Below are 23,861 nucleotides of genomic sequence, written 5' to 3'. Positions count from 1 at the left end.
TCCGCACGGTCGTTAGGCGCCGACCGAGGCGCGCGCGTTCCGGGCCGCGAGAGAGTCGCCGACCTGCTCGTCGAGCGACTTCATGTCCAGCTTCTGCTCCTCGTGGTACTCGTAGTCGGTGTTCACTGCCCAGACGTCGTGCGTCGCCCCACGCATGTTGGCGATCGCCATCATGGCGGTGAGCATGGAGTGGTCCTGGTTGTTGTACTTGTGCATGCCGTTGCGGCCGACGGTATGGAAGTTCGGCAGCGCATCGATGCAGGTGCGGACCTTCTCCAGGTGCGCCGCATAGACGGAGTCGTAGACCGGATACGCCTTCGGCATGCGGACCACCGTCCCGTCCACCACGCGATTGGGATCCACGAGGTTCAACTGACCGAGCTCGTGCTTGGCGAGCGCGATGAGGTCCTCGTCCTTCGAGGTCCACAGGCCATCGCCCTCGAAGCAGAAATACTCCAATCCCAGGCAGGTGCGACCGGCTTCCGGGACCATGGCCCGTGACCAGTTGTTGAAGTTCTGGATACGACCCACCTTCACGCCCGGGGTGTGGATGTAGATCCAGTTGTCCGGGAACAGGTTGTCCTGGTCGATGATGAGCGCCACCGTGAGGAAATCCCGGTAATTCAGGCCGTCTGCGGCCGCGCGAATTGCCGGCGCCGGCTGTGGATCGAGGGACTGCACGAGGGTGCGGATCGGCATGGTGGAGATCACGTGGTCCGCCTCGATACGCCGCACGCCCAGCGGCGTCCGCGCGCGCAACGCCACCACGCGGTCCCCCTTGGTCTCGACGGCCTCGACGTCGTGCTTCATGAGCACCTCGCCGCCGAGCTCCTTGACCTTGGCCGCCGCCATCTCCCACATCTGCCCGGGACCCAGGCGGGGATACTGGAACTCGTTGATCAGGGTCTTGATCGCGTCACTCCGCTTTTGTAGCGAGGCCGCATTGAGGATTGCCTTCGCGAGGGAAAGCCCCTGAATGCGTTGGGCGGCCCATTCGGCGCGGATCTCGGTGCACGGAATGCCCCAGACCTTCTCGGTGTATGTCTTGAAGAAGATGCGGTACAACCGCTTGCCGAAGCGGTTGGAGACCCACTGCTCGAAGTTCTCCTCGACTGGATACGGCCGAAGGTGCGACCACATGTACGACAACACGATCATCCCGGCATTCCACAGCCCAAGGCCGGAGAGGGCGTTCGCCGCCTTCAGCGGGTAATCGAAGTACTTGCCACCGTAGTGGATGCGCGACATGCGTGGCACTGAAATGAACTCAGGCCCGAGGATTTCATGCCACAGGTCTTCGACCGGGGTGATCTTCGTGAAGAAGCGGTGCCCACCGATATCGAAGCGGTACCCGTTGTACTGCGCGGTGCGCGAGATGCCGCCGACGATGTCGTCAGCCTCGAGCACTGTCACCTTGACGCCATCTCGGGCGAGCAGGTAGGCGGCGGTAAGGCCGGCCGGACCTGCGCCGATCACGGCGACGTGGTCACCTGGGCGGAGCGGTGCAACCTTGCGGGGGTTCTGGTTCATGCCGATCCCTAGCGGACTTTCGTGAGCGAACGACCCGGTCCGGCGAGGTTACCGACAAGCTCCCCAGCCGCCCATGCGACGACGAACAACACCTGCAACGGCAACGAGATAAGCGCGATCCGGCGGTACCGCGTGCGGCGGAGCCCACGACCGACGATCCGCGAAAGAAGCACCGGTGGCAGCGCCACGCACTTCAACGCTCCCAGCATACGTCTAGCAAAGGGCGCGCCGCGGCTGCGACGCCCGGCCCAGGCGCGCGAATAATGGTACCTGAGCCAGCTGTACTCACCCACCCCGACTTCCAGGGCGTGGAACGCCCGAACCGCTTCCTCCAGCCGCAGCCCTACTCCCTGGGCGCTCAGGGCGGCGTGGAGCTCATCCTCCCACCCGCCCTGCACCAGCATGTCGATGTGGGACCGGAGCAGCACCGCAGGGTACGCCGTGTTGTTTCCAGGGACAGAACGTTGTGGCCCGCTCGCCACAGGTGGGAGCGCTGCGGAGTATTCACAGAGAAACGCGGACCGAGATGCGAATGACTCTGAGGCGTCCTCGACCGGACCAGCGACGACGGCGCCTGTTGCCCCCACGCGCTCACACATCTCCCGAGCCCATCCCGGCGGCACGTGCACGTGGTCCTCGACGAATGCAATCACCTCCGACTCCGCCAACCCCACCCCCAGGGCCCTCATCGCGGGGATGGAGGTGTCCGCGTCGACCTGCATCCATTTCAGCCAGGGAAAGCGTGCGCGGATCGACGTGCCAACCTCGTTCGGGAGGCGCGAGACCGCCAAAACAGCAAGCGCGAACGATTCTCGTTCGCGCTCCAGGTACTCAAGGCTTGCCACCGCATGGTCAAGGTCCGTGACCACGGGGACGACCACCGTCATCCGTGCATTCACCAGGAGGAATTCCTCAGATTGCTGCTTCTGAGGTAGCCTCCCAACGCCGTCTTGTCGATACCTGAGGGCGCACCGCGACGCGGACATCGTCGACCGTGTGTGGAGCGTCTAGCCCGACCGCAAGACGTTCAGCGAACGGCCGGAGCCAGTCTCCATCAAGGCAGGCGCTGTCCTCACGCACGGCGACTACATCGCCGGAAGCCGCGCGCATTCCGAGGTCGGCCAATCCCGCTCGGGATGTGCCAGGTTCCGCCATGCAGAGATGGAAGCGGCGGGCCGAAGCCACAACGGCGAGGCGTTCCTGAGCCCGCTTGTCGTCCTCTCCGCGGACCACGATCAGCTCCGCACCAAGGCGCCGCGTCACCCCGCTCACGTACGCCATGGCGCGCTCCAGGTCCGATTCGGTCCCAGTGGAGAGCACCACAATTGACAGCGACGGCTTGCTCCCGGACTGCCCAACCCGAGCCCCTCGCGTCCCCTCGGCAGTTTCGTTTGCTTCGCTCATGCATTGGTGTATGACAAGATTCAGGCCAGCTGAGTTCGTTCGGTCATGATGGCCTGCCGGGCGAGTCCACGGCCGGGCGCAATGACCGAGCGCCTCGCCTCTCGGCGTCGTTACTCGCGTCAGCGGTGCGTTATGCGACATTTGATGCAGGCCGCAGGTCGCATTATCGACACTTGACCCGGCCGGAATGACCATTTTGTTGGAAGGGCGCCACAGCAGGTGTCCGCCTGCCGGCTCGGACCCACGTTCCGGAGAGGCACCGATCATCGTCTCGTACTCGTGAGGCGGTGCCCGCACACCGGCTGGGTTCTTGCTCGATCGTGCAGTGACGTTTCCCTTTTCCTAACGAGATGACCGGCTTGTCAACCGCCGAGGAGAGCAGGCCGCGCGGAGGTGTTTCGGCCTTCGTGCGACTCGTGCGCCCGCAGCAGTGGATCAAGAACTTCTTCGTTCTGGCCCCCCTGCTCTTCTCCGGACAGGCCACGGACACGAGTGCGCAAGTCAAGGCGTGGATGGCGTTCGCGTCCTTCTGCCTGCTGGCGAGCACGGTGTACGTCATGAACGACGTCATCGACCGTGAGGCAGACCGTGCGCACCCGACGAAGCGTCGCCGGCCCATTGCCTCGGGGGCAGTCGCTCCTGTGGCGGCCCTGAGCCTCGCCGCCGCGATGTTGGGGCTGAGCCTGACGCTCGCCTTCAGTGTGGGGACCAGCCTCTTCGCCTGTGCGATGGCTTACTTGGCGCTCAACGTGGTCTATTCCGTCCGTCTCAAGCACATCGTGATTCTCGACGTGTTCGCGATCGCGACGTTTTTCGTTCTCCGGCTCCTGGCGGGCTCGGCGGCGGTCGGCGTTCGGCCTTCCGTGTGGCTGATCCTCTGCGGTGGGCTGCTGGCCCTGTATCTCGGTTTTGCCAAGCGCCGCCACGAAATCGTGCTCCTCGGGAACGACTCCAGCAGTCACCGATCCGTGCTCTCGCAGTACTCGACGACCTTCCTGGACCAGCTTTCGGTCGTCCTGCTGGCCGTGATCATCGTGTCGTACATCATGTACACGCTCGAGTCCGAGACCGCCAAGCTCGTGGGCGGTGAACTGCTTTCGTACAGCACGGTGTTCGTGCTCTACGGTGTGATTCGCTACCTCTACCTGGTCAACAAGCGACTCGACGGTAACCCGACCGATACACTGCTCACGGACCGCGGGCTGCTGGCTGCCTGCGTCCTCTGGGCGCTGTATTGCGGCGGGGTGGTCTACGGCGTCATCGGCTAGCCCACCTCACCCCACGCTGCGGTCACCCCACGATGCGGGGGTGAGGGACAGGGACGATGAGCTTCCCCCCGGCGGAGAGGTACTCCGCCTGCTCCTCCGCAATTTCATCGGCCAGGTTCCAGGCGAGTAGCAGGAGGTGTGAGGGAGAGTTCGCCAGGATTCGCTCCGCTGGCACCACCGGGACATCAGCTCCGGGAATGAAATGCCCCTGCTTCGCCGGGTTCTTGTCGGCGACCCAGGCGACGTCCTCGCGCGTCAGCCCGCAGTAGTTGAGGAGGACAGTGGCCTTGGCCGGTGCGCCGTATCCGGCGACAGTGCCTCCCGCAGCTCGAACCTGCCGCAGCATCGCGCGCAGCTCGTCCCGCAACTGCGCCACGCCTTTGGCCATCCGGGCACAGCCCTCGGGGCCCGCGTGTTCCTGCTCGGCCGTGATCCGCGCTGCGACGCGCGCGGGATTGGCGATGGCATGCCCCGGACGCCCGATCCACGCGCGCAGGGATCCGCCGTGGGTGCTGACCCGATCGACATCGAGCAGGGCGAGTCCCTCGCGCGCGCACAAGGCCGCGAGAGGCGCGGTCGCGTAATACGTCATGTGCTCGTGGTACGTCATGTCAAACGCGAGGGATTGCACCGTGTCGGCCCAGGACTGGACCTCCACGACGAACACGCCGTCCGGCCGGAGCAGGGCGGCCACCCCTCGCAGAAAACTCCGAATGTCATCCAGGTGGGCGAAGACGTTGGTCGCGCAGACGAGCGCAGCCGGTCCATCGGCCGCGATCCGACGCGCGAGGTCTTCGCTGAAGAAGCCGCAAAAGGTCGGAATGCCGTTGTCCGTCGCGCGACGTGCGAGGTTCTCCGCAGGCTCCACCCCGGTGACCCGGGTTCCGCGTTGCTTGAACTTGGAAAGGAGCAGTCCATCGTTTGACCCGATGTCCACCACGCGATCGCTTCCGCCCAGCCCGAGCCGATCGATCGCCATGTGGGCCAGTTCGTCGAAGTGCCGATGCATGGTGCTCGACGTCGAGGGCACGTAGGCGTAGTCGGCGAAGAGAATCGCCGGGTCCACGACCTCACGCAGCTGGACGAGGTCACAGGCCGTACACCGTGCCAGGGTCAGCGGATACGTTGGCACCGCGACCGGCTCGTCCGTCCGGCGCAGGCGATTGGCCAGGGGCTGGTCACCTAACGCGAGAAAGGTCTCGAGGACGCCCTCACAGGACCGACAGGTCGTGCGTTGCCGCAGGCTCATGCCCGGACGCCGATCGGGAGGTACTCGGTGTGAGCGCTCCAAAGGGCCCGGTTCAGGGCCCGTCGCGCGTCGAGCACGAGCGGTCGCCGCATCAAGCCACGCACGGCCACAGGATCGAGGGCGGTGAATTCCGACCAGGCGGTGGCCAGGATAGCCGCATCGGCTCCCCGGAGCGCAGACGGCGCGTCGGTGGTCACGGGGACGTCAGCACCCAGGAGGCGTGCTCCCTCCGCGGCTGCCATCGGATCGGCGGCACGGACGCGTGCACCGTGAGACTGCAGGAGCCGGATCATGTCGAGCGAGCGCGATTCGCGCAGGTCATCAGTGTCCGGCTTGAAGGCGAGCCCGAGAACCGCGACTTCCGCACCGTTGAGGTCGATCCGCGACTTGAGGAGTTCGAGGACCCGATCGGGCCGGACCGCGTTCACTGCACGGACTGCATCGAGGATCGGGGTCTGTTGCCCACGTCCCTTGGCCCACGCCACGAGCGCCTCGGTGTCCTTGGGGAAACACGAGCCACCGTATCCCATGCCGGCCAACAGGTAAGACGTAATGGTGCTCGGCGCAGCGGGCCGGGCCGGCGGTGGGCGAAATCGGCGATCAGCGTGGACGGCGCGCAGGACCTCGTCCGCGTCCGCGCCATCGACCGACTCGCAGAGCGCAGCGATCTCGTTGGAGAAGGAGACCAGGGTCGACAGCAGCGCATTCGAGGCGTACTTGGCCATCTCCGCGCCGGTGGGCGTCGTGAAGACCAGAGGGCACGCAAACGGCGCGTACAGCTCGGAGAGCCGGACGCGGCTGGCGTCATCGGTCACCCCGAGCACGACGCGATCGGGGTGACGCATGTCCTCCACGGCGACCCCTTCACGGAGGAACTCGGGGTTCATCCCGATGCCTAACGCCTCCGGACCCAGCCCTGAGCGCTCACGCACGATGGGCGCCACGATCTCCGCCGTGGTGCCCGGCGGGACGGTGCTCTTCACCACGACCACCCGATACCCGTCCGCACCCCTGAGGGCATCACCGAGGGCGGCGCTCGCCGCCTTCAGCGCGGTCAGGTCCGCACCATGTCCGGTCGGTGGCGTGCCCACGCAGATCAGGATCGCCTCCGCGGTTCGTGCGACCTCGGCGACATCGGCCACCGCGCGCAGTCGGCCCGCGGCCACGACGTCGCGCAGTAGCTCGTCGAGCCCGGGCTCATGGAACGGGGGCGAGCCGGCCCCAATCATGGTCCGACGCCGCTCGTCGATCTCAACGAGTGACACCTCATGCCCCACGCCGGCCAGGCAGGAACCACTGACGAGGCCGACCGGCCCCCCACCGATCACGACGACGCGCATCAGCGAACCCCCTCGCGCGCCCAGGCGAGCGTACGGCGCAGGCCCTCATCGAGCGAGATGCTTGGGGCATAGCCGAGGTGTTCGGACGACTTGGTGAGGTCCGGACAACGGCGCTGCGGGTTATCCGTGAGGTAGTGCGGGTCGGCGCTCGACTGGAAGGTGATGGGTGTGCCGCTCAGCGCCGACATGCGCTCCGCGACCTGTCGGATGCTCACTTCGTGAGGGTTCCCCACGTTGTACGCCTCGCCCGGCTTGCCGAGGAGCATCGCCCGGTAGAAGCCCGCGGTAGCATCCGAGATGTAGCAGAAGGAGCGAGTCGCACTACCATCGGAGAGGAGGACCAGCGGCTTGTTCGCCACCGCCGCCGTCATCAGGTCCGGGATGATGCGGCCGTCGTCGATGCGTTGCCCGGCGCCGTACACGTTGAACGGCCGCACGCTCCGAATGGGAAAGCCGAATTCCTGATGGTAGACCACCGCGAGCGTCTCGCCAAATCGCTTGGATTCGTCGTAGCAGGCGCGCGGTCCCGTACACGACACATATCCGCGATAGTCCTCGCGCGTGGGGATATGCGCCGGATCCGGGTCGCCATAGATCTCGCTGGTGCTGAAGAACAGGAAGCCGCGCAGGTCGCGTTGCGCCCTGGCAAGTTCGAGCATGCGCCTCAGGCCCCACACATTGACGTCGGCGGTCTGGAGGGGCTTGGCGCGATAGATGATCGGCGAGGCAATCCCGGCTGCATGGATCGCGTACTGGAATTCTGCGCCGATCGCGACGTCCTTGGAGATATCCGCCGAGATCATCTCGACGTTCGGATCGGTGGCGAGGGCCTGCAGGCGGGCCGGGACTCCCGTAACGAAGTTGTCAACGACAATCGCTCGCGCCGGCCGCGAGAATCGATGCTTGTTGAGGTGAACGAGGACGTCCACCATGGCAGCCCCGAGGAATCCGGCTCCCCCGGAGACGAGCACGGTCGCGCCTTCCAGTCGGTCGGCGGCGTCACCGAGCGCCCGGGCCGCGTGGGCGGCATCTTCGAGAATGATCGAGGAGGTGACCCCAGCGGGGGCCCCGGTATTCAGCACAGCGTCTGGCATGTCGTTTCTTGAAGTCCGCAGGAGGGAAGTCGAGCAACTCGATGGCAAGGTCCCGGCCAAGGCGGTCCCTCGACCCGGCAAACGGCCGGGGTCGCCGGGGCGAATTGCCAAAGCCGATCCATGATCGTCGATGACGAGTCAGGCGGGCACGCCGCAATTTCGGGCGGACCGCCACAACGTAATCGGCAGGTCGTTGCGCCCGCGCAACACGTGGGGGGCCTTATTGCCCTGTCTTTGGGGGAACGCGCCGCTTACTGGTTGGGCGTTCGTGGTCGTGAAATTGCGTTTGACGGTCCCTTGAGACCCGCGGACGCATCGAGGGTTCGAACCATCTGATGGAGAACGTGCTCGGCCATGCCGTCCATTCCACTGCCCCCACCGGATCCGAGCGAGCTGCTGGCGACGCCAGACATCTCGCTGGTCATGCCGTGTTACAACGAAGAGGCGATCGTCGGCCAGACGATTCGTCGGACCCTGAGCGCGTTCCGGGGCGCCGGCCACCGATTGCAGCTGATCGCTGTGGACAACGGGTCGCGCGACCGGACTGGGGAGATCATCCAGGAGTACGTTGACGCTGGCCATCCTGTGGTGCGCGTCCGCGTCGAGCAGAACCAGGGTTATGGGTTCGGGATCCTGAGCGGAATTCCGCACGCCACGGCCCCTTGGATCGGGTTCATCCCCGCGGATTCGCAGGTGGATGCGCACGAGACGGTGCACCTGTTCGAGGAGGCCGTGGCCTGTGAGGAGCCGGTGCTGGCCAAGGCGAGGCGTCGATTCCGGATGGACGGGTTCGCCCGCAAGGTGGTGTCGGTGACCTTCAACGGACTGTTTCGGCTCCTGTGGCCGAACATCCGGTCGTTCGACATCAACGGGCTGCCGAAGATCATGCCACGCGAGGTGGTGCGCGGGATGGGGCTGTCGTCACGCGACTGGTTCCTCGATCCCGAGATCATGATCAAGTCGTACTACCTTGGCGTGCGGGTGATCGAGTACAGCGTGTTTGCGCGCATGCGCAGCCGCGGGCTGTCGCATGTCAATGCGGGGACCTGCGTGAACTTCTTCGCGGGCCTGATTCGCTATCGCTTTTCGTCTGAACTCTCGGTGTGGCGTCGCGCCACCCCCATGCACGTGGCCTCTGCTTCCAGCGGGAGCGGTGGCGAGTAAGCGCCGTCCCCCTCGCCTCTTTCGTCAATTATGCACGTAATCATCCTGGCCGGCGGCCGCGGCACGCGCCTCGCCGAGGAGACGTCGTCACGCCCAAAGCCGATGGTGGAGATCGGGGGCCGTCCGATCCTGTGGCACCTGATGAGCTTTTACGCCTCGCACGGGTTCAAGCAGTTTCTGGTGGCCTGCGGGTACAAGGGCGAGATGATCAAGGAATACTTCCGGAACATCGCCATCCACGAGAGTGATTTCTTTGTGGACCTGCGCGACGGGGCGCTGCGGACGATCCATGGATCCCGGCTGGACTGGCAGGTCGGCCTCGTCGACACCGGGCTTGATACGATGACCGGCGGACGCCTGCGGCGCCTGCGTGCGCTGGTGGGTCAGGAGACGTGCATGGCGACCTATGGTGACGGTTTGTCGGACGTAGACCTCGGCAAGCTTGTCGCCTTTCATCGGAGCCACGGCAAGCTCGCCACCGTCACGGCGGTACGGCCGCCGGCGCGCTTTGGCGGGCTGCGCATCTCGTCGGACCAGGTGCAGGAATTTTCGGAGAAACCGCAGGCGGAGGGGGGGTGGATCAACGGAGGGTATTTCGTCTTCGAGCCCCCCGTGTTCGACTACCTTGCCGGGGACGACACCATCCTTGAACGTGAACCCCTGGAGCGCCTCGCGCGGGACGGGCAGTTGATGGCGTATCAACATGAAGGGTTCTTCCAGCCCATGGATACGCTGCGCGAGCGTGACCTCCTGGAGTCGCTCTGGGCCTCGGGAACGGCGCCCTGGAAGCGGACCTCCAACGGCGGGAGCAAGGCATGAGCCGGTTGCCACACGTGGTCGTCCTCGGGGGCGGCCCTGCCGGATGCGGGGCGGCGTACCAGCTGCGTCGCGAAGGCAAGGCCACCGTGACCCTGCTCGAGCGGCAGAATGTCGTGGGCGGTGTCGCCGGTTCGTTCGAGTGGGGCGGCCAGTGGCTCGATTACGGAAGCCATCGCCTCCACCACACAGTGGATCCGCGGATCCTCGCCGACATCCAGCGCTTGCTCGGCGACGACTTCGGGGACTTCGACCGCCATGGTCGCATCCGCCTGCGTGGGGAATGGCTGCACTTCCCCATCAAGTCGCTCGACCTGCTGCGCCGGCTGGACAAGGGATTTGCACTGGGGATGGTGCGTGACCTGGTGATGCGTAAGCTGCGACGGCCGGCGGAGGGGCAGACGTTCGCCTCCGTCCTGCTCGCCAATCTGGGCCCGACGATGTGCCACCACTTCTACTTCCCCTACTCGCGCAAGCTGTGGGGGAAGGAGCCCGAGGTGCTCTCGGGGATCCAGGCACGAAAGCGGGTCACCGCCGGGAGCTTCGGCAAGCTGATCAAGCGGCTGCTCAAGCCGGTCGGTGGTGGCAAGTACTACTACATGCGGGAAGGCTATGGCCAGATCTCCCGCGCGTACGCCAAGGCGGCGACCGACGCGGGTGCCGAGCTCGCGTTAGGCTGGGGAGCGACAAAGATCACGCGATCCACCGAGCCGGGCTACACGTGGACGATCAGCGCGGAGCATGGTACCGAGCGGCGCACCATCCACGCGGACCACATCTGGACGACGATCCCGATCACGCTCCTTGCGAAGATTTGCGATCCGGCGCCGCCAGCGGCCGTGATGTCGGCGACCCAACAGATCACCTATCGCGCGATGGTGCTGGTGTACGTGCAGCTCCCGGTCGACCAGTACACCACGACCGACGCGCACTATTTCCCGGAAGGGAATGTGCGCGTCACCCGGTTGTCGGAGCCGAAGAACTACTTCCGGAGCACCTCGCCGAAGGGCACGACGGTCCTCTGCGCCGAATATCCGTGTACGGTCGGTGACGAGATCTGGTCGGCGAGCGATGAGGCCCTCGCCGAGATGGTTGCGCGGGACACGGCCACCGCGGCCATTCCCCTCCCGGCCAAGCCGATCGCGGTCCATGTGCGACGCCTGCCGCAGGCGTATCCCATTTACCAGATGGGCTACGAGAAGCCGCTCGCCGTCCTGGACGAATGGGCTGCCGCGCAGCCGAACCTCCTGGTGTACGGTCGCCAGGGGTTGTTTGCGCACGACAACACGCATCACGCACTGTTCATGGCCTACTCCGCGGTGGAGTGCCTGACACCGGGCGGTTTTGATCGGGAACGATGGGCGGGGTATCGGGAGGTCTTCAAGGCGCATGTCGTCGAGGATTGAGCAGCGCGATCGCTGGTTGATCGTCGGCCTGGCCCTGCTCGCCCTCGTGGTCCGCCTCCCCGGACTCAACACGGGGCTTTGGGCGGACGAGATCTACTCGACGTTGTACGCTTTCCGGACCCCGTTTCCCGCACAATTCGTCGAGTTCCACGGCGACAACAAGCATCCGTTCTATTCGGTGCTCGCCCACAGCGCCGCGTCGCTGCTCGGTGAGGCGCCATGGACGCTCCGGTTGCCGGCGGTGCTGTTCGGGGTCGCGAGCGTGCCGATGCTGTTCGCCCTCGGGCGGCGCATCGCGAGTCGACGAGAGGCCGGATTTGCTGCGCTCCTGCTCGCCGTGTCGTACCATCATGCGTGGTTCTCGCAGAATGCCCGGGGCTACAGCATCCTCGGATTCTGTGCAATCACCAGCACCTGGCTGCTCCTGCGTATCCTCGACGAGGGTCGCCGGGGCGACGCGGTCGCCTTTGCCCTGTGCATCGCACTCGGCGCGTACACGCACCTGACGTTTGTGTTTGCCGTGTTGGCGCAATTCCTCGTGGTCGTGGTGCTGCTGTGGCGCGCCCGCCGCGATCAAGCTTCGCGCGCACGTGGGATGACCGCCGCGGTCGCGTTTTTCGCCGGTGGCGCTCTGGCCGCGGCGATGTACGCACCCATGGCCGCCCGGGTGGTGGAATTCTTTCTCCATAAGGAGTCGGCGCTGGCCGGAATTTCTTCGCCCGCCTGGGCGGCCGCCGAGGCGGTACGGGTGCTGCTTGTGGGCCTGTCCGGGGGTAGCGCAGTCCTGGCGACGATCGGACTGGTGGTCCTTGGTGCCGCGGCCGTTATCGGCGCTTCCGGCGCCGTGGACTATCTCCGGCGCGAGCCTCGGGTGGCGGCGCTCTTGTTACTCCCGGCGCTGACCATGCTGGGTGGGGCACTGGCCAGCCGGGGCACGATGTATCCGCGGTTCTTCTTCTTGCTGGCGGGCTTCGCGCTCTTGGTGGGGGTTCGTGGGGTTGTCCTCTCCGGTGAACTGGTCGGGCGGGTGCTGGGGCGAACCGGCGTGGGGCCGACGCTCGCCTCGGCGGTGCTCATCCTTGGCGCGACTGCCTCCGCGGCGACCCTGCCGCGCAACTGGCGGCTTCCCAAGCAGGATTACGAAGGGGCCCTGCGGTTCGTCGAAGGGGAGGCCGCCCGTGGTGGTGGCACGATTGCGACAGCGGACATGACGACCGAAATCTATGGACGGTATTTCGGCCGCTCGTGGCACGACGTTCGCGATGTAGCGACGCTGGTACAACTTCGGAAATCGGGACCGGTCTGGTTCGTGTATACGTTCCCCCGGTACCTGGCACGGTATGACGCTCCCCTGGCCGCCTGGGTGGAGCGCGAGTGCCGTGCAGCGCGGGCGTTTGTGGGTACCGTTGGTGGCGGTGAGGTGATGGTGTGCACCCTGAGGGCAACTGCTAGCGCATGAAGCTGATCATCCAGATCCCCTGCTTGAACGAGGCCACGACGCTCCCAGCGACGCTGGCGCAGCTGCCGCGCGCGTTGCCGGGGATCGACCGGATCGAAATCCTGGTGGTGGATGACGGTAGCACCGACGGCACCTCGGCCGTTGCGCGAGCGCACGGTGTGGCGCACGTGGTGACGTTCGAGCGCAACCGGGGCCTCGCGGCGGCCTACAAGGCCGGCCTCGACGCCTCGGTAAAGGCGGGCGCTGACATCATTGTGAACACCGATGCGGACAACCAGTACCAAGCGGCGGACATTGCCCGGCTGGTGGAACCGATCCTGGCGGGTCGGGCCGAGCTGGTGGTGGGCGACCGTGGGGTGGCCTCGCTCGACAACTTCTCGCCGTTGAAGCGCAAGCTGCAGGTTCTGGGGAGCGCCGTGGTCGGCCGTGCAGCCGAGTTGCACACCCCGGATGCAACGAGCGGCTTTCGCGCGATCACGCGCGACGCGGCGCTGCGCACCCTGGTCCTGAGCGACTACTCGTACACGCTGGAGTCGCTGATCCAGGCCGGCGCCCGGCGCGCCGCGGTAGAGTTCGTGCCGATCGGGATCAACCCGCAGACGCGCCCGTCACGCCTGATGAAGAGCATCCCGCACTACATCAGGAAAAGCGGCGTGACCATCCTGCGGGCGTACACGATGTACCGCCCGTTGCGCGTATTTGCCACCACGGGCCTGCTGTTCATCGGCCTGGGCATGCTGCCGGCGCTGCGCTTCGTGTACTTCTACGTCACAGGCAATCGCGTCGGTCACGTGCAGAGCCTGATCCTCGCGGCCATCCTCATCGTGGTCGGCTTCCAGGTGCTGCTGATCGGGTTGCTCGCTGACCTGATCTCGTTCAACCGCAAGATTGTCGAGGAAGCGGTCTACCGGGTACGCAAGGTGGAAGCGGCGCTGGAGTCGCGCGCCACCGCCGACGAGGAGGCACTCAAGCTGTGACCGCCGCGGTGGAGCGTCCCGTGCGCTGGTGGAAGCGCCCGATCGTGCGGATAGCGGGGAGCCTCGTGTTGTTGGCGATGCTTTTCACGATCCTGCCGTTCCATGAGATCCGGTCGGCGATCTCGAGCGTGGCCTGGTGGGTGTGGCCCGTGGCGCTGGTGACGTACATGACCCTGCACCTGATCGGCGTCGTGAAATGGCGGTTGCTGACGAACGTCGCCGGCGCCGGGCTCACGATTGGCGGCGCGGCGCGCGCGTACTACTGGGGATTGTTCGGCAACACCTTCCTCCCGTCCATTGTTGGCGGTGACGCGGTGCGGATGGCGATGGCGCTCAAGAGCGCCCGGTCGGGACACGGCCTGGTGCTGGGCAGCCTCGTGGACCGGCTGCTCGACATTGTGGGACTCTTGCTCGTCGCGGGGATTGGCGCGTGGCTCTCCCCGCTCGCGTTAACCGCTGACAGCCGCCGCATCTTTCTCCTGGCGGTCGGGTTGCTGACGGCCGGCGGCGTGGCGGGGGTGCTCACGTTGGTGCTGTTTCCGGTGCGCCGCCTGCGCTTTCGTCACCGGCGCAAGCTGGTCCCGATCCGGCGAGCGTTCCGCGCCACCGCGGTGCGTCCAGGTGCGTTAGGCATGGCCTTGCTCCTTGGCGCCATCCTGCAATCCCTGCTCGTGGTGCTCAATTGGCAGCTGGGGCGGGCGATCGGGATCGAGATCCCGCTGTACGTCTGGTTGTTTGTGTGGCCCCTGGCGAAGATCTCCGGCCTGCTGCCGTTGACGCAGGGTGGGATCGGCGTGCGCGAAGCCGCGCAGGCCGCGCTGTTTGCTCCCTTTGGCGTCTCGGCCGCGAAGGCGGTCGCCACGGGGTTGGTGTTTGAGGTGGTGATTCTCGCTGGTGGCCTCGTGGGTGGGGCGCTGGCGTTCCTTGCGGGCGCTCGACGCGAACCGACGACCGGTGCCCGTAGTGGCGACGGCGCCGGCGCGCACCATCGCCCTGTCCTGACTCAGGCCGGCGCCTGAGGGTTCTCCCCGGAGGTTGTTCCCATGGAAGTGATGAACCTGGTGGATCGTGTGGCACGACATGCCCGGCTGACGGCCAAGGTCTATGAGGACCTGCCCAGCCCGCCATTCCTCGTGTTGTTCATCAACTCGATCTGCAACATGAAGTGTGAGCACTGCTTCTACTGGACGGCGCTCAACCAGAAGAACGACATGTCGAAGGAGGAGATCTTCCAGCTGTCCGACGACCTGGGCAAGATCGAGAACCTCAACCTGTCCGGCGGCGAGCCCTTCCTGCGCAAGGAATTTGCCGAGATCGTGCGCAAGTTCATCAACACGAACGGTGTGCGGCAGATCTACGTGCCGTCCAATGGTTACTTCACGGAGCGGTGCGTCGCGGCCGTGAACAGCGTGCTCGAGGAGAAGGAGCTGGACCTCTTCGTGGTCGAGCTCTCGCTCGATGGCATGCCCGCGTTCCACGATGAGTTCCGCGTGGCGCGCAACGCCTTCAAGAAGGCCATGGAGACCTATGACGCGCTGGTCGAGATCCAGAAGCGCGATCCCCGCCTGCGGATCCACTCGATCTCCACGGCCACGGATCGCAACATGGCGGAGATCCGGCAGCTGACGACGTACCTGTATGACCGCTGCCCGCAGATGGACCACCACAACCTCGCCATCATCCGTGGTGACCGGAAGGACAAGTCGCTGACCGGGCCGTTGCTGGCCGAGTACGAGGACCTGTACGAGTACATCCGCCGCCTCTGGGCGCCGCGCGAAGTGGGCCGCTACGGCGGGATCGTGGAACCGATGCTGCAATGGGCCAAGGTCGAGACCATCAAGCAGGACCGGCAGGTGGTGCCCTGCCAGGCCGGCCAGATCTCGGCCGTGGTATACGCCAACGGCGACGTCGGCGTGTGCGAGATCCACAAGCCCCTGGGCAACCTGCGGCAGAAGCGTTTTTGGGAAATCTGGAAGTCGCCGGAGGCGCACGCGTTGCGTGAGACCATCGCCCGCAAGGAGTGCCACTGCACGACCGAGGTCTTCATGTGGTCGAGCATCGTCTACCAGCCGGTGCAACTGGTGCGTGCCGCCACGGCCAGCAAGGCGTGGCAGAAGGCCGATCCACTCCCGGATCACCTGCGCCAACCCCTCCCCGACGTGATCTTCCCGACGAGCGGCTCCGCGGCGGACACCGAGGAGGCTGCGGCCACGACGTGAGGACCGTGTTCGCGAGCTGGCGTGGCCGGGCGGGCACGCGGCTCGCCCTTTCGGTCTGGTTCGTCTACGCCCTCTTCGCGACCACCAACGTCGCGCGGGAGACCTATCTCGCGCTGAGCCTTGCCGAGCGCGGCTCGATTCGCGTGGACGAGTACCTGGGGTTGCACTCCGACCTGTTCGAGATTCCGGGGAGGGGTGGATACATCAACAACAACCCGGGTGCCTCGTTGGCGGGCGCCGTGCCCCTCGTAGTCGCGCGCCCCGCGCTCGCTGCCCTGTTCGCGTGGAAGCCGGAACTCATCGCCGCCAAACCGCCTGCTGCCTACGACGACCCACGTCCCAACCGCAGCAAGTTCATGAATGCCGCGCGGGCACGCGGGCTCGACATCAAGCTGGGTCTCGCGGCCCTGCTCACCGGGGCGGGGGCGATGGCACCGCTGGGTGCGCTCGCCGCATGGTTGCTCTTCCGCTACCTGGCACATCGGGGGATGGCCGAGCGCCAGGCAGCAGGATGGGCCCTGGCCTACGCCTTTGCGACCCCCCTGCTCTTTCGCTCGGCGTTCCTCAACCAGAATGCGCTGTTGGCCCATGCGACCCTTGGTGCGTGGATCGCGATGACCGGATGGCGTCCGCGTCCCGCCGGCCAGGCCCCTCCCCTCGGTGCGCTGGCGCTCGCCGGACTGCTCCTGGGGTTTGGCTTGCTCTGTGACTACAGCGCAGCCCCGCTCCTGCTCGTGTTCGGCGCCTGGGCGACGACCATTGGGTGGTCCCGTGGGGGCGTGGGCGGTGCGCTGGTAGCCGGCGCCACGTTCACGGCAGGTGCGCTCCCCATGATCGGGTTGCTCCTCGGGTACCAGCAGATGGCCTTCGGTGCGCCGTGGTTCCCCGCACAGCGGTACATGCCGGCGACGGAGTATTCGGTGATCGGCTGGAACGGATTCTTCGTGCCGACCACGGAGTTGCTGCTGGGCAACTTGTTTGATGGGCGCTATGGCCTGTTTGCCTTCTGCCCACTCCTGGCCGCGGGCCTGGCCATCGTCGCGATCTCGCGCGACGCCCGCCGGCAGGTGGGGTCCGTCGGCTGGGCACTCCTTGCCTGCGCGGGGCTGTATGTGTTCTCCAGCGCCAACCAGTTCGCGAACCTGCAATGGAACACGGGGGTGCGGTATCTCGTGCCGCTGGTGCCCATCCTGTTCCTCCTGGCCATCCCGGTGCTCCAGCGCCTGCCCGGCGTTGCGCGCTGGGGACTCCTCGTGAGTTCGCTCGCCATCTCACTCGCGGTGTCGATGACCCGGGAGAGTGTCCCGGACGCCTTCGCGTGGCTTTGGCGCTCGGGCCCGACGCTGCCGGTCTTCCTGGTGCTGGAGAAAATGGCGTCCGGATACCCGCAGCTGCAATTTGGCGCTTGGGGTCCGCTGGCGGTGCTTGGCCTGGCGACCCTGGCCCTCGTCGCCCTTTGGTGGCCTGAGCTGCGGACGGTCCGCGAGCCGGCGCGCACGTGAGGCGCTCGCTACACGTCCTGGCGGCGCTGCTCTTCGGGACCTTCCTCGTCCAGGCCGCCTACAGCTGGGTACTCGCCCCAGCGGCCACGTACAGCGCACGCCCCCACGGCCAGTTGACCTTCTATGGGCACATCGGGGATCGGGTGGCACGCGCGGCGGCCGACCACGCCCCTGACCTCCTGCTGGCCGTCACGCAGTCCGGGCCGCGGGCCGGAGCCGCATCCGGCGGCGTGACAGCTGATCGAGCCTGGCACATTCGCCGAGCGGAGCGGGAGGTCGCGGCGGCCCTCGGCGGCGATCTGGTGGCGCCGGACTGGTTCATGGATGCCTACGCGTGGCCATTGGTGGTCGCGACGTTCCTCGCCGGGCTCGCGCTGCTCGTGCTGGCCCGTAGCCGGACCGAACCGGACGAGGCGACCGTCGCGCTGGTCAGGCGCTGGGGGGTGGCGTACGTCGTGGCCATGGCCTGGGCGATGCCGGTGCTCGTACCGGACTTCTGGCTGTCGTTTGCCTGGGGTCGCACCCTGTGGTGGGGTGGGAACCCGTACTACGACGTGCCGGCGGCCGCCGTGGTCGGCCTCCCGTTCGATGCGCCCATCCTGCGCATGACGTACGGTCCGCTCTGGGCGTTGATTTCCTGGGGAGTCACTGCGGTGACCCACGGTTCCGTCCTGGGGAGCGCGGTGGTGTTCAAGGCCATCCTGGTGGCCGCGTGGAGCGGGATCCTCTGGCTGGTGTCAGCGTTGCTCGCGGATCGACCCGCACGGCTTCGGGCGATGGCGCTGGTGACGGTCGCGTGGATGCCCCTGGGCGCCGTCCAGATCGGCGGCGACGGCCACAACGACGCGGTGATGGTGTTCTTCTTGTTGGCCTGGCTGTTCCTGCGCTCGCGCGGGCACGCGCGGTGGGCCACGGCCGCCCTGGCCTGCAGTGTCAGCGTGAAGTATGTGACCGCGCCCCTCTTTCTCCTCGACGCCTGGCCCGAGCGCGCGTGGCCATGGGCGTGGCGCGACCTCCTCGCACGCGCGCGCACCTATCTCCCCAATGCAGCGATCGCCGTCGCGATCTGGCTGGTCACCTTTGCCCCGTTCGTCGACTCACTCAGTTTCTTCCGCGAGACCACGGCCGTGCGCGAGGGCTACTTCTTCCTGCCCGCCGATGGCGTCAAGGCGATCGGCACCCTCGCCGGCCTGAACCTCCTGCCTCTGGCCTACGCGGTGCAGGTGATCTTTCCGGTCGCCACGATCATCACCCTGTGGCATTTCTTGCGAACGCCGGACATCGCCACGTTCCAGGTGGCGGTGGCGGGGATCATGCTGTCGGTGCTGTTCATCGCGGCCGCCCACGTCTGGCCGTGGTATGTGCTGTGGTTGCTGCTGCCGGCGATGCTTCTGCCATCACGACACCTCCTGCGGCGCTGGGCTACCGGCGTGTGGGTGACGGCGCCGTTCCCCCTGATGGTGTGGACGGCGTGGCCGCACGCCGGGGAGTTCCAGCGCTTTGAGGTGCCCTCCCTCGTGGCCTATGCCGCAGCCCTCGCCTGGATGCTCCTCGGCTGGCGTGCGGTGGAACCACGGGTCACCGCCTAACGCGCGTAGACGGTCACGACGCCTCCCGCCGGCATCGCGATGGTCACGTCGGCCCCCGACGTAGCCACCACGTCCGCAAGGTCGACGTTGTACTGCGCACCCGAGGTTCCGTAGTTCACGCCATAGGTCCCGGCGGCGAGGCCCCGGATCGCGAAGGTGGCTGGCCCGGTGGTGGCCACCACCACGACCAGCCGACCGTCCGCATTGCGGAAGGCGAGCGGTCGCATCGCGGCCGCGTTGGCCGAGACGGCGCCAATGCGCGTGGCCGCACTTCGGACGTACGCAAACACCTGACGCAGCAGCTTGGAGTGGTCCGTGATGTTGATGTTCGGCTGCGCCGGATTGGACTGGTTGATCTGGAAGTACGCCCCCTGGTTCGCCGAATTGTTCCGATTCCCGCAGAAGCCCAAGGTGAACTGCTGCCAGGAGCTCACCATGCCCACCGTGAGGTCGTCGTACAGGTCATTGAAGCCACTCCCGATGTGTTCGAGCATCGACGACGCCACACCATCACGCAGCGTCCGCAGCCCAATCGCTTGCAGGTTCGGAAACGACACCGCGACATACCGATGGTAGGCCAGTTCCGTCACCATCCCCCGGATCCCCGGCGTCTGCATCATCTGGTCATACCAGGTGGAAGCATTCTGCATGGAGGTCGTTGACGGTGCGATGATGGCGGGGGTGAAGCCGAGTCCCCGCAACCGGTTGACCGACGCCACGACGGCACGCCCGATGATGGACCCGGAATACGGCGTGTGCTCCGGCTCGAGGATCATCTCGAGCGCGTCCGGAACGAGGTTGTATTTCTGGCGCAGGTGCTTGAAGGCCTCGGCCACCAGCTCGGCATACTCCTCGGCGTTGGTCATCACGTCGAACGGACGGGCCAGGTTTCCGTGGTCCGACGACTTGAAGTCCACAACCTGCAGCACCACGTAGAGTTTCTCGCCGCGCGCCGCGAGCCGCTGCTGCATCGGCAGGATGGCGTTGTCGACCTGGCCGTCGACGAATCCCCAGTGGAAGCGCGACGCGACTGCGGTGAACGGGTCGGTGTTGTCATTCACCGGCTGATACCAACTCAGGCGGTTGGCGGTGTCGGAGATGGTCCCGGCCACGAAGTCCGCGTGATAGTCGCGGGTATTTTCGGCCCCACTCCGGAGCATCAGCGTCATGCGATTGATGCCGAGCTCGTTCACGGCCCGGTCATGAAGCTGGTTCTTATACGCGGCGAACGCCGTGGGATTGCAGTCCAGCCACCCGTTCTGCGTGAGCGCCTGCCAACCGGTAATCCGCTGGTATGTCACCGCGGGATTGAGGTCGATGCGGTTGGTGACCGCGCCCGTCACCGTGATGGGGACGGACTTCACGAAGCCGGCCGCTGACATGGTGATGTTGGCCGTGCCGGGAGCCAGCCCAGTGACCAGGCCGTTCGTCGTGACGGTTGCGATGTTGGCGTTGCTCGTGGACCAGATGTGCGACTCCGCGGTCGAGACGCGTCCCTGCGCGTCATACGCGGCACCAGTAAGCTGCACCGTCGCATTGACGGCGAGCGTCGCCGACGGCGGGGTGACATCCACCCGCGTGATGGTCCCACCACTGGCCGCGTTCACCACGACCGTACTGGTCGCCGTCTTCCCGGCCGCCGAGACGGTGATCGTCGCGTTCCCCGGCGCGACACCGGCCACCAGCCCGGTGGCCGATACCGTCGCCACACTGGTCGCACTCGACGTGAACCCGTAGGTCAACCCGGTCACCGGGATGCCCGCGGAGTCGTATGCCACCGGCGTGAGCTGATCCTGCCGTCCCGCGACAATGGAGAGCGCTGGCGGCGAGAGGACGAGGCGCGCGACGGGCCCCGGTGCCCCCGTGACCGTGACGGTTGCCGACGCCTGTTTCCCCTCGCTCGCCGCCGTGATCACTGCCGTACCGGTTGCCAATGCCGTGACCAGCCCGGCCCCGGATACGGTGGCCACACTCGGCGCACTCGAGGTGTAGGTAAACGACTTCCCTTGCAACGTGACCCCCGCGCTGTCTTGTGCGGTCGCTGCGAGTCCTGCGCTGCTGCCGATTACCAACTGCAAGGCGGCCGGCGTGAGGACTACGCGGGCCACCGACGTCGCCGTAGGCGACTGAACGGTCACGGTCGCGTCTCCGGACACCCCCTCCACTGTCGCACGCACAGTAGTCGCACCCGCGGCGACCCCGGTCACCACACCGGCAGGCGTTACCGTGGCGATCGCCGTGTTGCTGGAGGCCCAGCTCGCCGTTCGGCCGGCAAGGGTTTCGCCGGCGGGGCCAAGCGCGACCACCTGCAGCGGGGTGGTGCTCCCGGCGCCAAGGGTCACCGAGGCAGGAACCACTCGCACGGTCGCAACGGGCAGCGAGGTGACTGTCACCGTCGCGCTCCCGGTTCTCCCCTCACTCAAGGCCACGATCGTCGACGTCCCGGCCGCGAGACCGGTTACCAAGCCCGTCGACGAGACAGAGGCCACCGCGGCATCCGACGAGGACCACGTGACCGCGCGACCCGGAAGGGCCGCCCCCGTGGTCGAAATGGCGAGCGCTGAAAGCTGCCCGGTGCCGCCGACGGCGAGCGTCAGCGTGCCGGGTGATACGTCAACGCGAGCCACCTGATCCGAGGTGACGACCGAGGTGCTCGGCCCGCCGTCGCCGCCGCACCCTCCCACCAACAGGGCCGCATTCAGGACCAGGACCCGGACAATCGCGTTCATGCAATTTCCTCGGTGTTTTCCGACGGACTCAGCCTCGGCACCACAGCGCCGTCCGAAAAGACGGTCGAGATGACTCTGTACCCTGAAGTCGCTGATCACATCCCGCCGGGGCGCCACCGCTCGGGTGTTGCTCCGGCGAACCCGCTACCGTCGGGACGCCCGACGATCTCCGGTCGTTTCCCGCGCGAGGCGCGACTCGTCCGCTGGTTGGCAACGACCCTCAGCCCCCAGCATCTTACGCGACGCCGGTGACAGCGCCGGCTTCCCCATGCCCCAAATATGACGGCAGCCAACCCTCGCGCGACACCGCCGGTCCGACTGCGCGATTGCCTCTGGTTGGTGCTCGCCGCCGGGCTCCTGGCAGGGCTCGGGGAGGTGGCGCTCCGGTTCGCCCTCCTCCGGTACCGAGAATTGCTCTCGAATCGGGTGTACCTGAATCCGCAGGCAGTCTGGATGGGCCCCCTGATGTCGGCGCTCCTGCTCGCGGGACCCGTTCTCATCACGTACGCGATTGCGCGACGCACCAAGGGGGGTAGTTACGCGTGGGCCGCGCCCGTCTTTGCGGCGTCCGCCCTCGCGTTCTTCTCGATCGCCATGATCACGCGGCGGATCAGCGATTCCTCGCTCGCCATCATGGCCCTCGGACTCGCGACGCCGCTCGCCCGCCTGGCGCAGCATCGCCCCGAGGCAACCGTACGTTGGGTGCGTCGTGCCGCCGTGACGCTCCTCGCGGTCTGCGGCGCGGCGGCCGCGACGCTCGCCGGCAGGCGCATTTTGACCGAACGGCAGGTCCTCTCGCTACGACCGGAAGGGGTGACGGACCTTCCCAATGTCCTCCTGTTGGTCCTGGACACGGTCCGAGGGATCGAGCTCGGAATCGGCGGATATGGGAAGGGCACAACCCCGAATATCGACCGGTGGAGCAAACGGGGGGTCGTTTTCGATCGTGCGATTGCGCCTGCGCCGTGGACCCTGCCCACGCACGCCTCCGTCTTCACCGGAAAGTGGCCGCATGAGCTCGATGTCGGGTGGTCCATTCCGCTCGGGAGTGAGCCCCAGACACTCGCCGAGCGAATGACGGCATTGGGATATGCGACGGGAGGCTTCGCGGCGAACTTCGTCTACTGCTCTTATCTCTTCGGGCTGCATCGCGGCTTTTCGGTATATCACGACTACCAGTTCTCGCCCTCGGAATTGCTGGGCGCGTCCACGATCGGCCGTCGCCTGATCGACGGCTGGAACAAGGCCCGCGGGACCTATGTCATGGTGGGCCGCAAGTCCGCTGCCGAGGTGAATGCGGAATTCCTGTCGTGGGAACGTCGCACCACTGGCACGGGTCCGTGGTTTGCCTTTGTCAATTACTTCGACGCGCACGACCCGTACGATCCCGAGGCACCGTATCGCGAGCAGTTCCCGGGAACGGAAGAGCAATGGCGAAGCCTTGCGGTGCTTCGCCAGCGACCACCGGAAGAACTGCGCGCGCTGCAGGCCGCGTACGACGGTGCGTTAGCCTCGCTGGATGCCCAGGTCGGGGCACTCCTCGACGACCTGGACCGTCGCGGGGTGCTCGCCAACACGATGGTGATCATCACGTCGGACCATGGGGAAGAATTTGGCGAGCACGGTCATACAGGGCATGGCAGCTCACTCTACACGCCGGTCGTGCACGTGCCCCTGGTCGTGCTCCCGGCGCGGGACTCCGTGGTGACCCCACGCGTTTCACGGTTTGTCTCGCTCCGCGACCTTGCGGCCACCATCGAGGGAGCAGCACACCCTTCGGCGCGCGCACTCCCCGGCGCATCACTGCGTCCCTTGTGGCGCGGCGACTCGTCCGTGGTCACCTCACCGGCCTTCTCCAGTGTCAATCGGCTGGCGAACCTGCCCGATCGCTATCCCGTTTCCCGGACCAACCTCCGATCGCTGATCACCGACGATCGCTGGCACCTGATCCGATCGGACGACGGCCGCGAGCAGTTGTTCGACCTCGCCACCGACTTCATGGAGTCGACGGACCTGGCCGGTCGACCCGAGCATCAGGCCCTGGTGCAACGGCTCCGCGACTCCCTGCGGGTCCTGTCGGGGGGAGGTCGTTAGGCACGACCCAACCCGCGCCGC

General features: G+C 66.5%; 17 protein-coding genes. 11 read left to right on the top strand and 6 right to left on the bottom strand.

The genetic code is table 11. The features are described from left to right. Positions 1-12: 12 nt before the first annotated feature. Positions 13-1,530: an NAD(P)/FAD-dependent oxidoreductase gene (locus tag IPK85_11975; protein MBK8248104.1), complete on the bottom strand. Its 1,518-nt coding sequence runs from the start codon at positions 1,528-1,530 to the stop codon at positions 13-15. A gap of 8 nt (positions 1,531-1,538) precedes the next feature. Beyond that, complete coding sequence (locus IPK85_11970; protein ID MBK8248103.1) at positions 1,539-2,429, bottom strand: hypothetical protein; 891 nt, start codon at positions 2,427-2,429, stop codon at positions 1,539-1,541. Between the two features lie 855 nt (positions 2,430-3,284). On the opposite strand from IPK85_11970, the gene IPK85_11965 reads away from it, so the two are divergent. Next, the gene (locus IPK85_11965) at positions 3,285-4,202 is read left to right on the top strand and encodes a decaprenyl-phosphate phosphoribosyltransferase (GenBank protein ID MBK8248102.1); all 918 of its coding nucleotides are present in this window, start codon (positions 3,285-3,287) and stop codon (positions 4,200-4,202) included. Between the two features lie 22 nt (positions 4,203-4,224). On the opposite strand, the gene IPK85_11960 is transcribed toward IPK85_11965, so the two are convergent. From IPK85_11960 to IPK85_11950, 3 genes are read right to left on the bottom strand one after another with little or no spacing between them, the layout of a single operon-like run. Then, positions 4,225-5,451 (bottom strand): class I SAM-dependent methyltransferase, encoded by a 1,227-nt coding sequence (locus IPK85_11960; GenBank protein ID MBK8248101.1) that lies wholly within the window; start codon positions 5,449-5,451, stop codon positions 4,225-4,227. Then, the gene (locus IPK85_11955) at positions 5,448-6,791 is read right to left on the bottom strand and encodes a UDP-glucose/GDP-mannose dehydrogenase family protein (protein MBK8248100.1); all 1,344 of its coding nucleotides are present in this window, start codon (positions 6,789-6,791) and stop codon (positions 5,448-5,450) included. The genes IPK85_11960 and IPK85_11955 overlap by 4 nt, the downstream gene beginning before the upstream one ends. Next, entirely contained in the window at positions 6,791-7,885 is a 1,095-nt protein-coding gene (locus tag IPK85_11950) for an NAD-dependent epimerase/dehydratase family protein (GenBank protein ID MBK8248099.1), read from the bottom strand. The genes IPK85_11955 and IPK85_11950 overlap by 1 nt, the downstream gene beginning before the upstream one ends. Positions 7,886-8,239: 354 nt before the next feature. Between IPK85_11950 and IPK85_11945 the strand changes: the two genes are divergently transcribed. From IPK85_11945 to IPK85_11905, 9 genes are read left to right on the top strand one after another with little or no spacing between them, the layout of a single operon-like run. Further along, positions 8,240-9,049, top strand: a complete 810-nt coding sequence (locus IPK85_11945) for a glycosyltransferase family 2 protein (protein MBK8248098.1) — start codon at positions 8,240-8,242, stop codon at positions 9,047-9,049. Positions 9,050-9,079: 30 nt separating this feature from the next. After that, positions 9,080-9,868: a glucose-1-phosphate cytidylyltransferase gene (gene rfbF, locus IPK85_11940; protein ID MBK8248097.1), complete on the top strand. Its 789-nt coding sequence runs from the start codon at positions 9,080-9,082 to the stop codon at positions 9,866-9,868. Further along, positions 9,865-11,271: an FAD-dependent oxidoreductase gene (locus IPK85_11935; protein ID MBK8248096.1), complete on the top strand. Its 1,407-nt coding sequence runs from the start codon at positions 9,865-9,867 to the stop codon at positions 11,269-11,271. Before rfbF ends, IPK85_11935 begins: the two co-directional genes overlap by 4 nt. After that, positions 11,255-12,730 carry a glycosyltransferase family 39 protein gene (locus IPK85_11930; GenBank protein ID MBK8248095.1) on the top strand — a complete coding sequence of 492 codons (1,476 nt, stop codon included), beginning with the start codon at positions 11,255-11,257 and terminating at the stop codon, positions 12,728-12,730. The genes IPK85_11935 and IPK85_11930 overlap by 17 nt, the downstream gene beginning before the upstream one ends. Then, entirely contained in the window at positions 12,727-13,707 is a 981-nt protein-coding gene (locus IPK85_11925) for a glycosyltransferase family 2 protein (GenBank protein MBK8248094.1), read from the top strand. The genes IPK85_11930 and IPK85_11925 overlap by 4 nt, the downstream gene beginning before the upstream one ends. Beyond that, complete coding sequence (locus IPK85_11920) at positions 13,704-14,726, top strand: flippase-like domain-containing protein (GenBank protein ID MBK8248093.1); 1,023 nt, start codon at positions 13,704-13,706, stop codon at positions 14,724-14,726. Before IPK85_11925 ends, IPK85_11920 begins: the two co-directional genes overlap by 4 nt. Before the next feature lie 24 nt (positions 14,727-14,750). Further along, positions 14,751-15,926, top strand: coding sequence for a radical SAM protein (locus IPK85_11915; protein MBK8248092.1), 1,176 nt, complete (start codon positions 14,751-14,753; stop codon positions 15,924-15,926). Next, complete coding sequence (locus IPK85_11910) at positions 15,923-17,428, top strand: hypothetical protein (protein ID MBK8248091.1); 1,506 nt, start codon at positions 15,923-15,925, stop codon at positions 17,426-17,428. The genes IPK85_11915 and IPK85_11910 overlap by 4 nt, the downstream gene beginning before the upstream one ends. After that, positions 17,425-19,017, top strand: coding sequence for a hypothetical protein (locus IPK85_11905; protein MBK8248090.1), 1,593 nt, complete (start codon positions 17,425-17,427; stop codon positions 19,015-19,017). Before IPK85_11910 ends, IPK85_11905 begins: the two co-directional genes overlap by 4 nt. Here IPK85_11905 and IPK85_11900 read toward each other — a convergent pair. After that, positions 19,014-21,746 (bottom strand): Ig-like domain-containing protein, encoded by a 2,733-nt coding sequence (locus IPK85_11900; GenBank protein ID MBK8248089.1) that lies wholly within the window; start codon positions 21,744-21,746, stop codon positions 19,014-19,016. The two genes, IPK85_11905 and IPK85_11900, sit on opposite strands and share 4 nt — an antisense overlap. Before the next feature lie 279 nt (positions 21,747-22,025). Between IPK85_11900 and IPK85_11895 the strand changes: the two genes are divergently transcribed. Next, on the top strand, positions 22,026-23,840 hold the full coding sequence (locus IPK85_11895) for a sulfatase (protein MBK8248088.1): 1,815 nt from the start codon (positions 22,026-22,028) through the stop codon (positions 23,838-23,840). The last annotated feature ends 21 nt before the right edge of the window (positions 23,841-23,861 follow it).

The sequence above is a fragment of the Gemmatimonadota bacterium genome (assembly GCA_016712265.1).
Taxonomy (GTDB): Bacteria; Gemmatimonadota; Gemmatimonadetes; order Gemmatimonadales; family Gemmatimonadaceae; genus RBC101.
Note: the sequence above shows the minus strand (reverse complement) of the source record. Positions and strands in the feature narration are given on the sequence as shown.

What these genes read in the sequence shown, in the direction of transcription:
- IPK85_11975 (MBK8248104.1), bottom strand. Translation starts at nt 1,530, where the DNA reads ATGAACCAGAACCCCCGCAAGGTTGCACCGCTCCGCCCAGGTGACCAC.
- IPK85_11965 (MBK8248102.1), top strand. Translation starts at nt 3,285, where the DNA reads ATGACCGGCTTGTCAACCGCCGAGGAGAGCAGGCCGCGCGGAGGTGTT.
- IPK85_11960 (MBK8248101.1), bottom strand. Translation starts at nt 5,451, where the DNA reads ATGAGCCTGCGGCAACGCACGACCTGTCGGTCCTGTGAGGGCGTCCTC.
- IPK85_11955 (MBK8248100.1), bottom strand. Translation starts at nt 6,791, where the DNA reads ATGCGCGTCGTCGTGATCGGTGGGGGGCCGGTCGGCCTCGTCAGTGGT.
- IPK85_11950 (MBK8248099.1), bottom strand. Translation starts at nt 7,885, where the DNA reads ATGCCAGACGCTGTGCTGAATACCGGGGCCCCCGCTGGGGTCACCTCC.
- IPK85_11945 (MBK8248098.1), top strand. Translation starts at nt 8,240, where the DNA reads ATGCCGTCCATTCCACTGCCCCCACCGGATCCGAGCGAGCTGCTGGCG.
- rfbF (MBK8248097.1), top strand. Translation starts at nt 9,080, where the DNA reads ATGCACGTAATCATCCTGGCCGGCGGCCGCGGCACGCGCCTCGCCGAG.
- IPK85_11935 (MBK8248096.1), top strand. Translation starts at nt 9,865, where the DNA reads ATGAGCCGGTTGCCACACGTGGTCGTCCTCGGGGGCGGCCCTGCCGGA.
- IPK85_11930 (MBK8248095.1), top strand. Translation starts at nt 11,255, where the DNA reads ATGTCGTCGAGGATTGAGCAGCGCGATCGCTGGTTGATCGTCGGCCTG.
- IPK85_11925 (MBK8248094.1), top strand. Translation starts at nt 12,727, where the DNA reads ATGAAGCTGATCATCCAGATCCCCTGCTTGAACGAGGCCACGACGCTC.
- IPK85_11915 (MBK8248092.1), top strand. Translation starts at nt 14,751, where the DNA reads ATGGAAGTGATGAACCTGGTGGATCGTGTGGCACGACATGCCCGGCTG.
- IPK85_11900 (MBK8248089.1), bottom strand. Translation starts at nt 21,746, where the DNA reads ATGAACGCGATTGTCCGGGTCCTGGTCCTGAATGCGGCCCTGTTGGTG.
- IPK85_11895 (MBK8248088.1), top strand. Translation starts at nt 22,026, where the DNA reads ATGACGGCAGCCAACCCTCGCGCGACACCGCCGGTCCGACTGCGCGAT.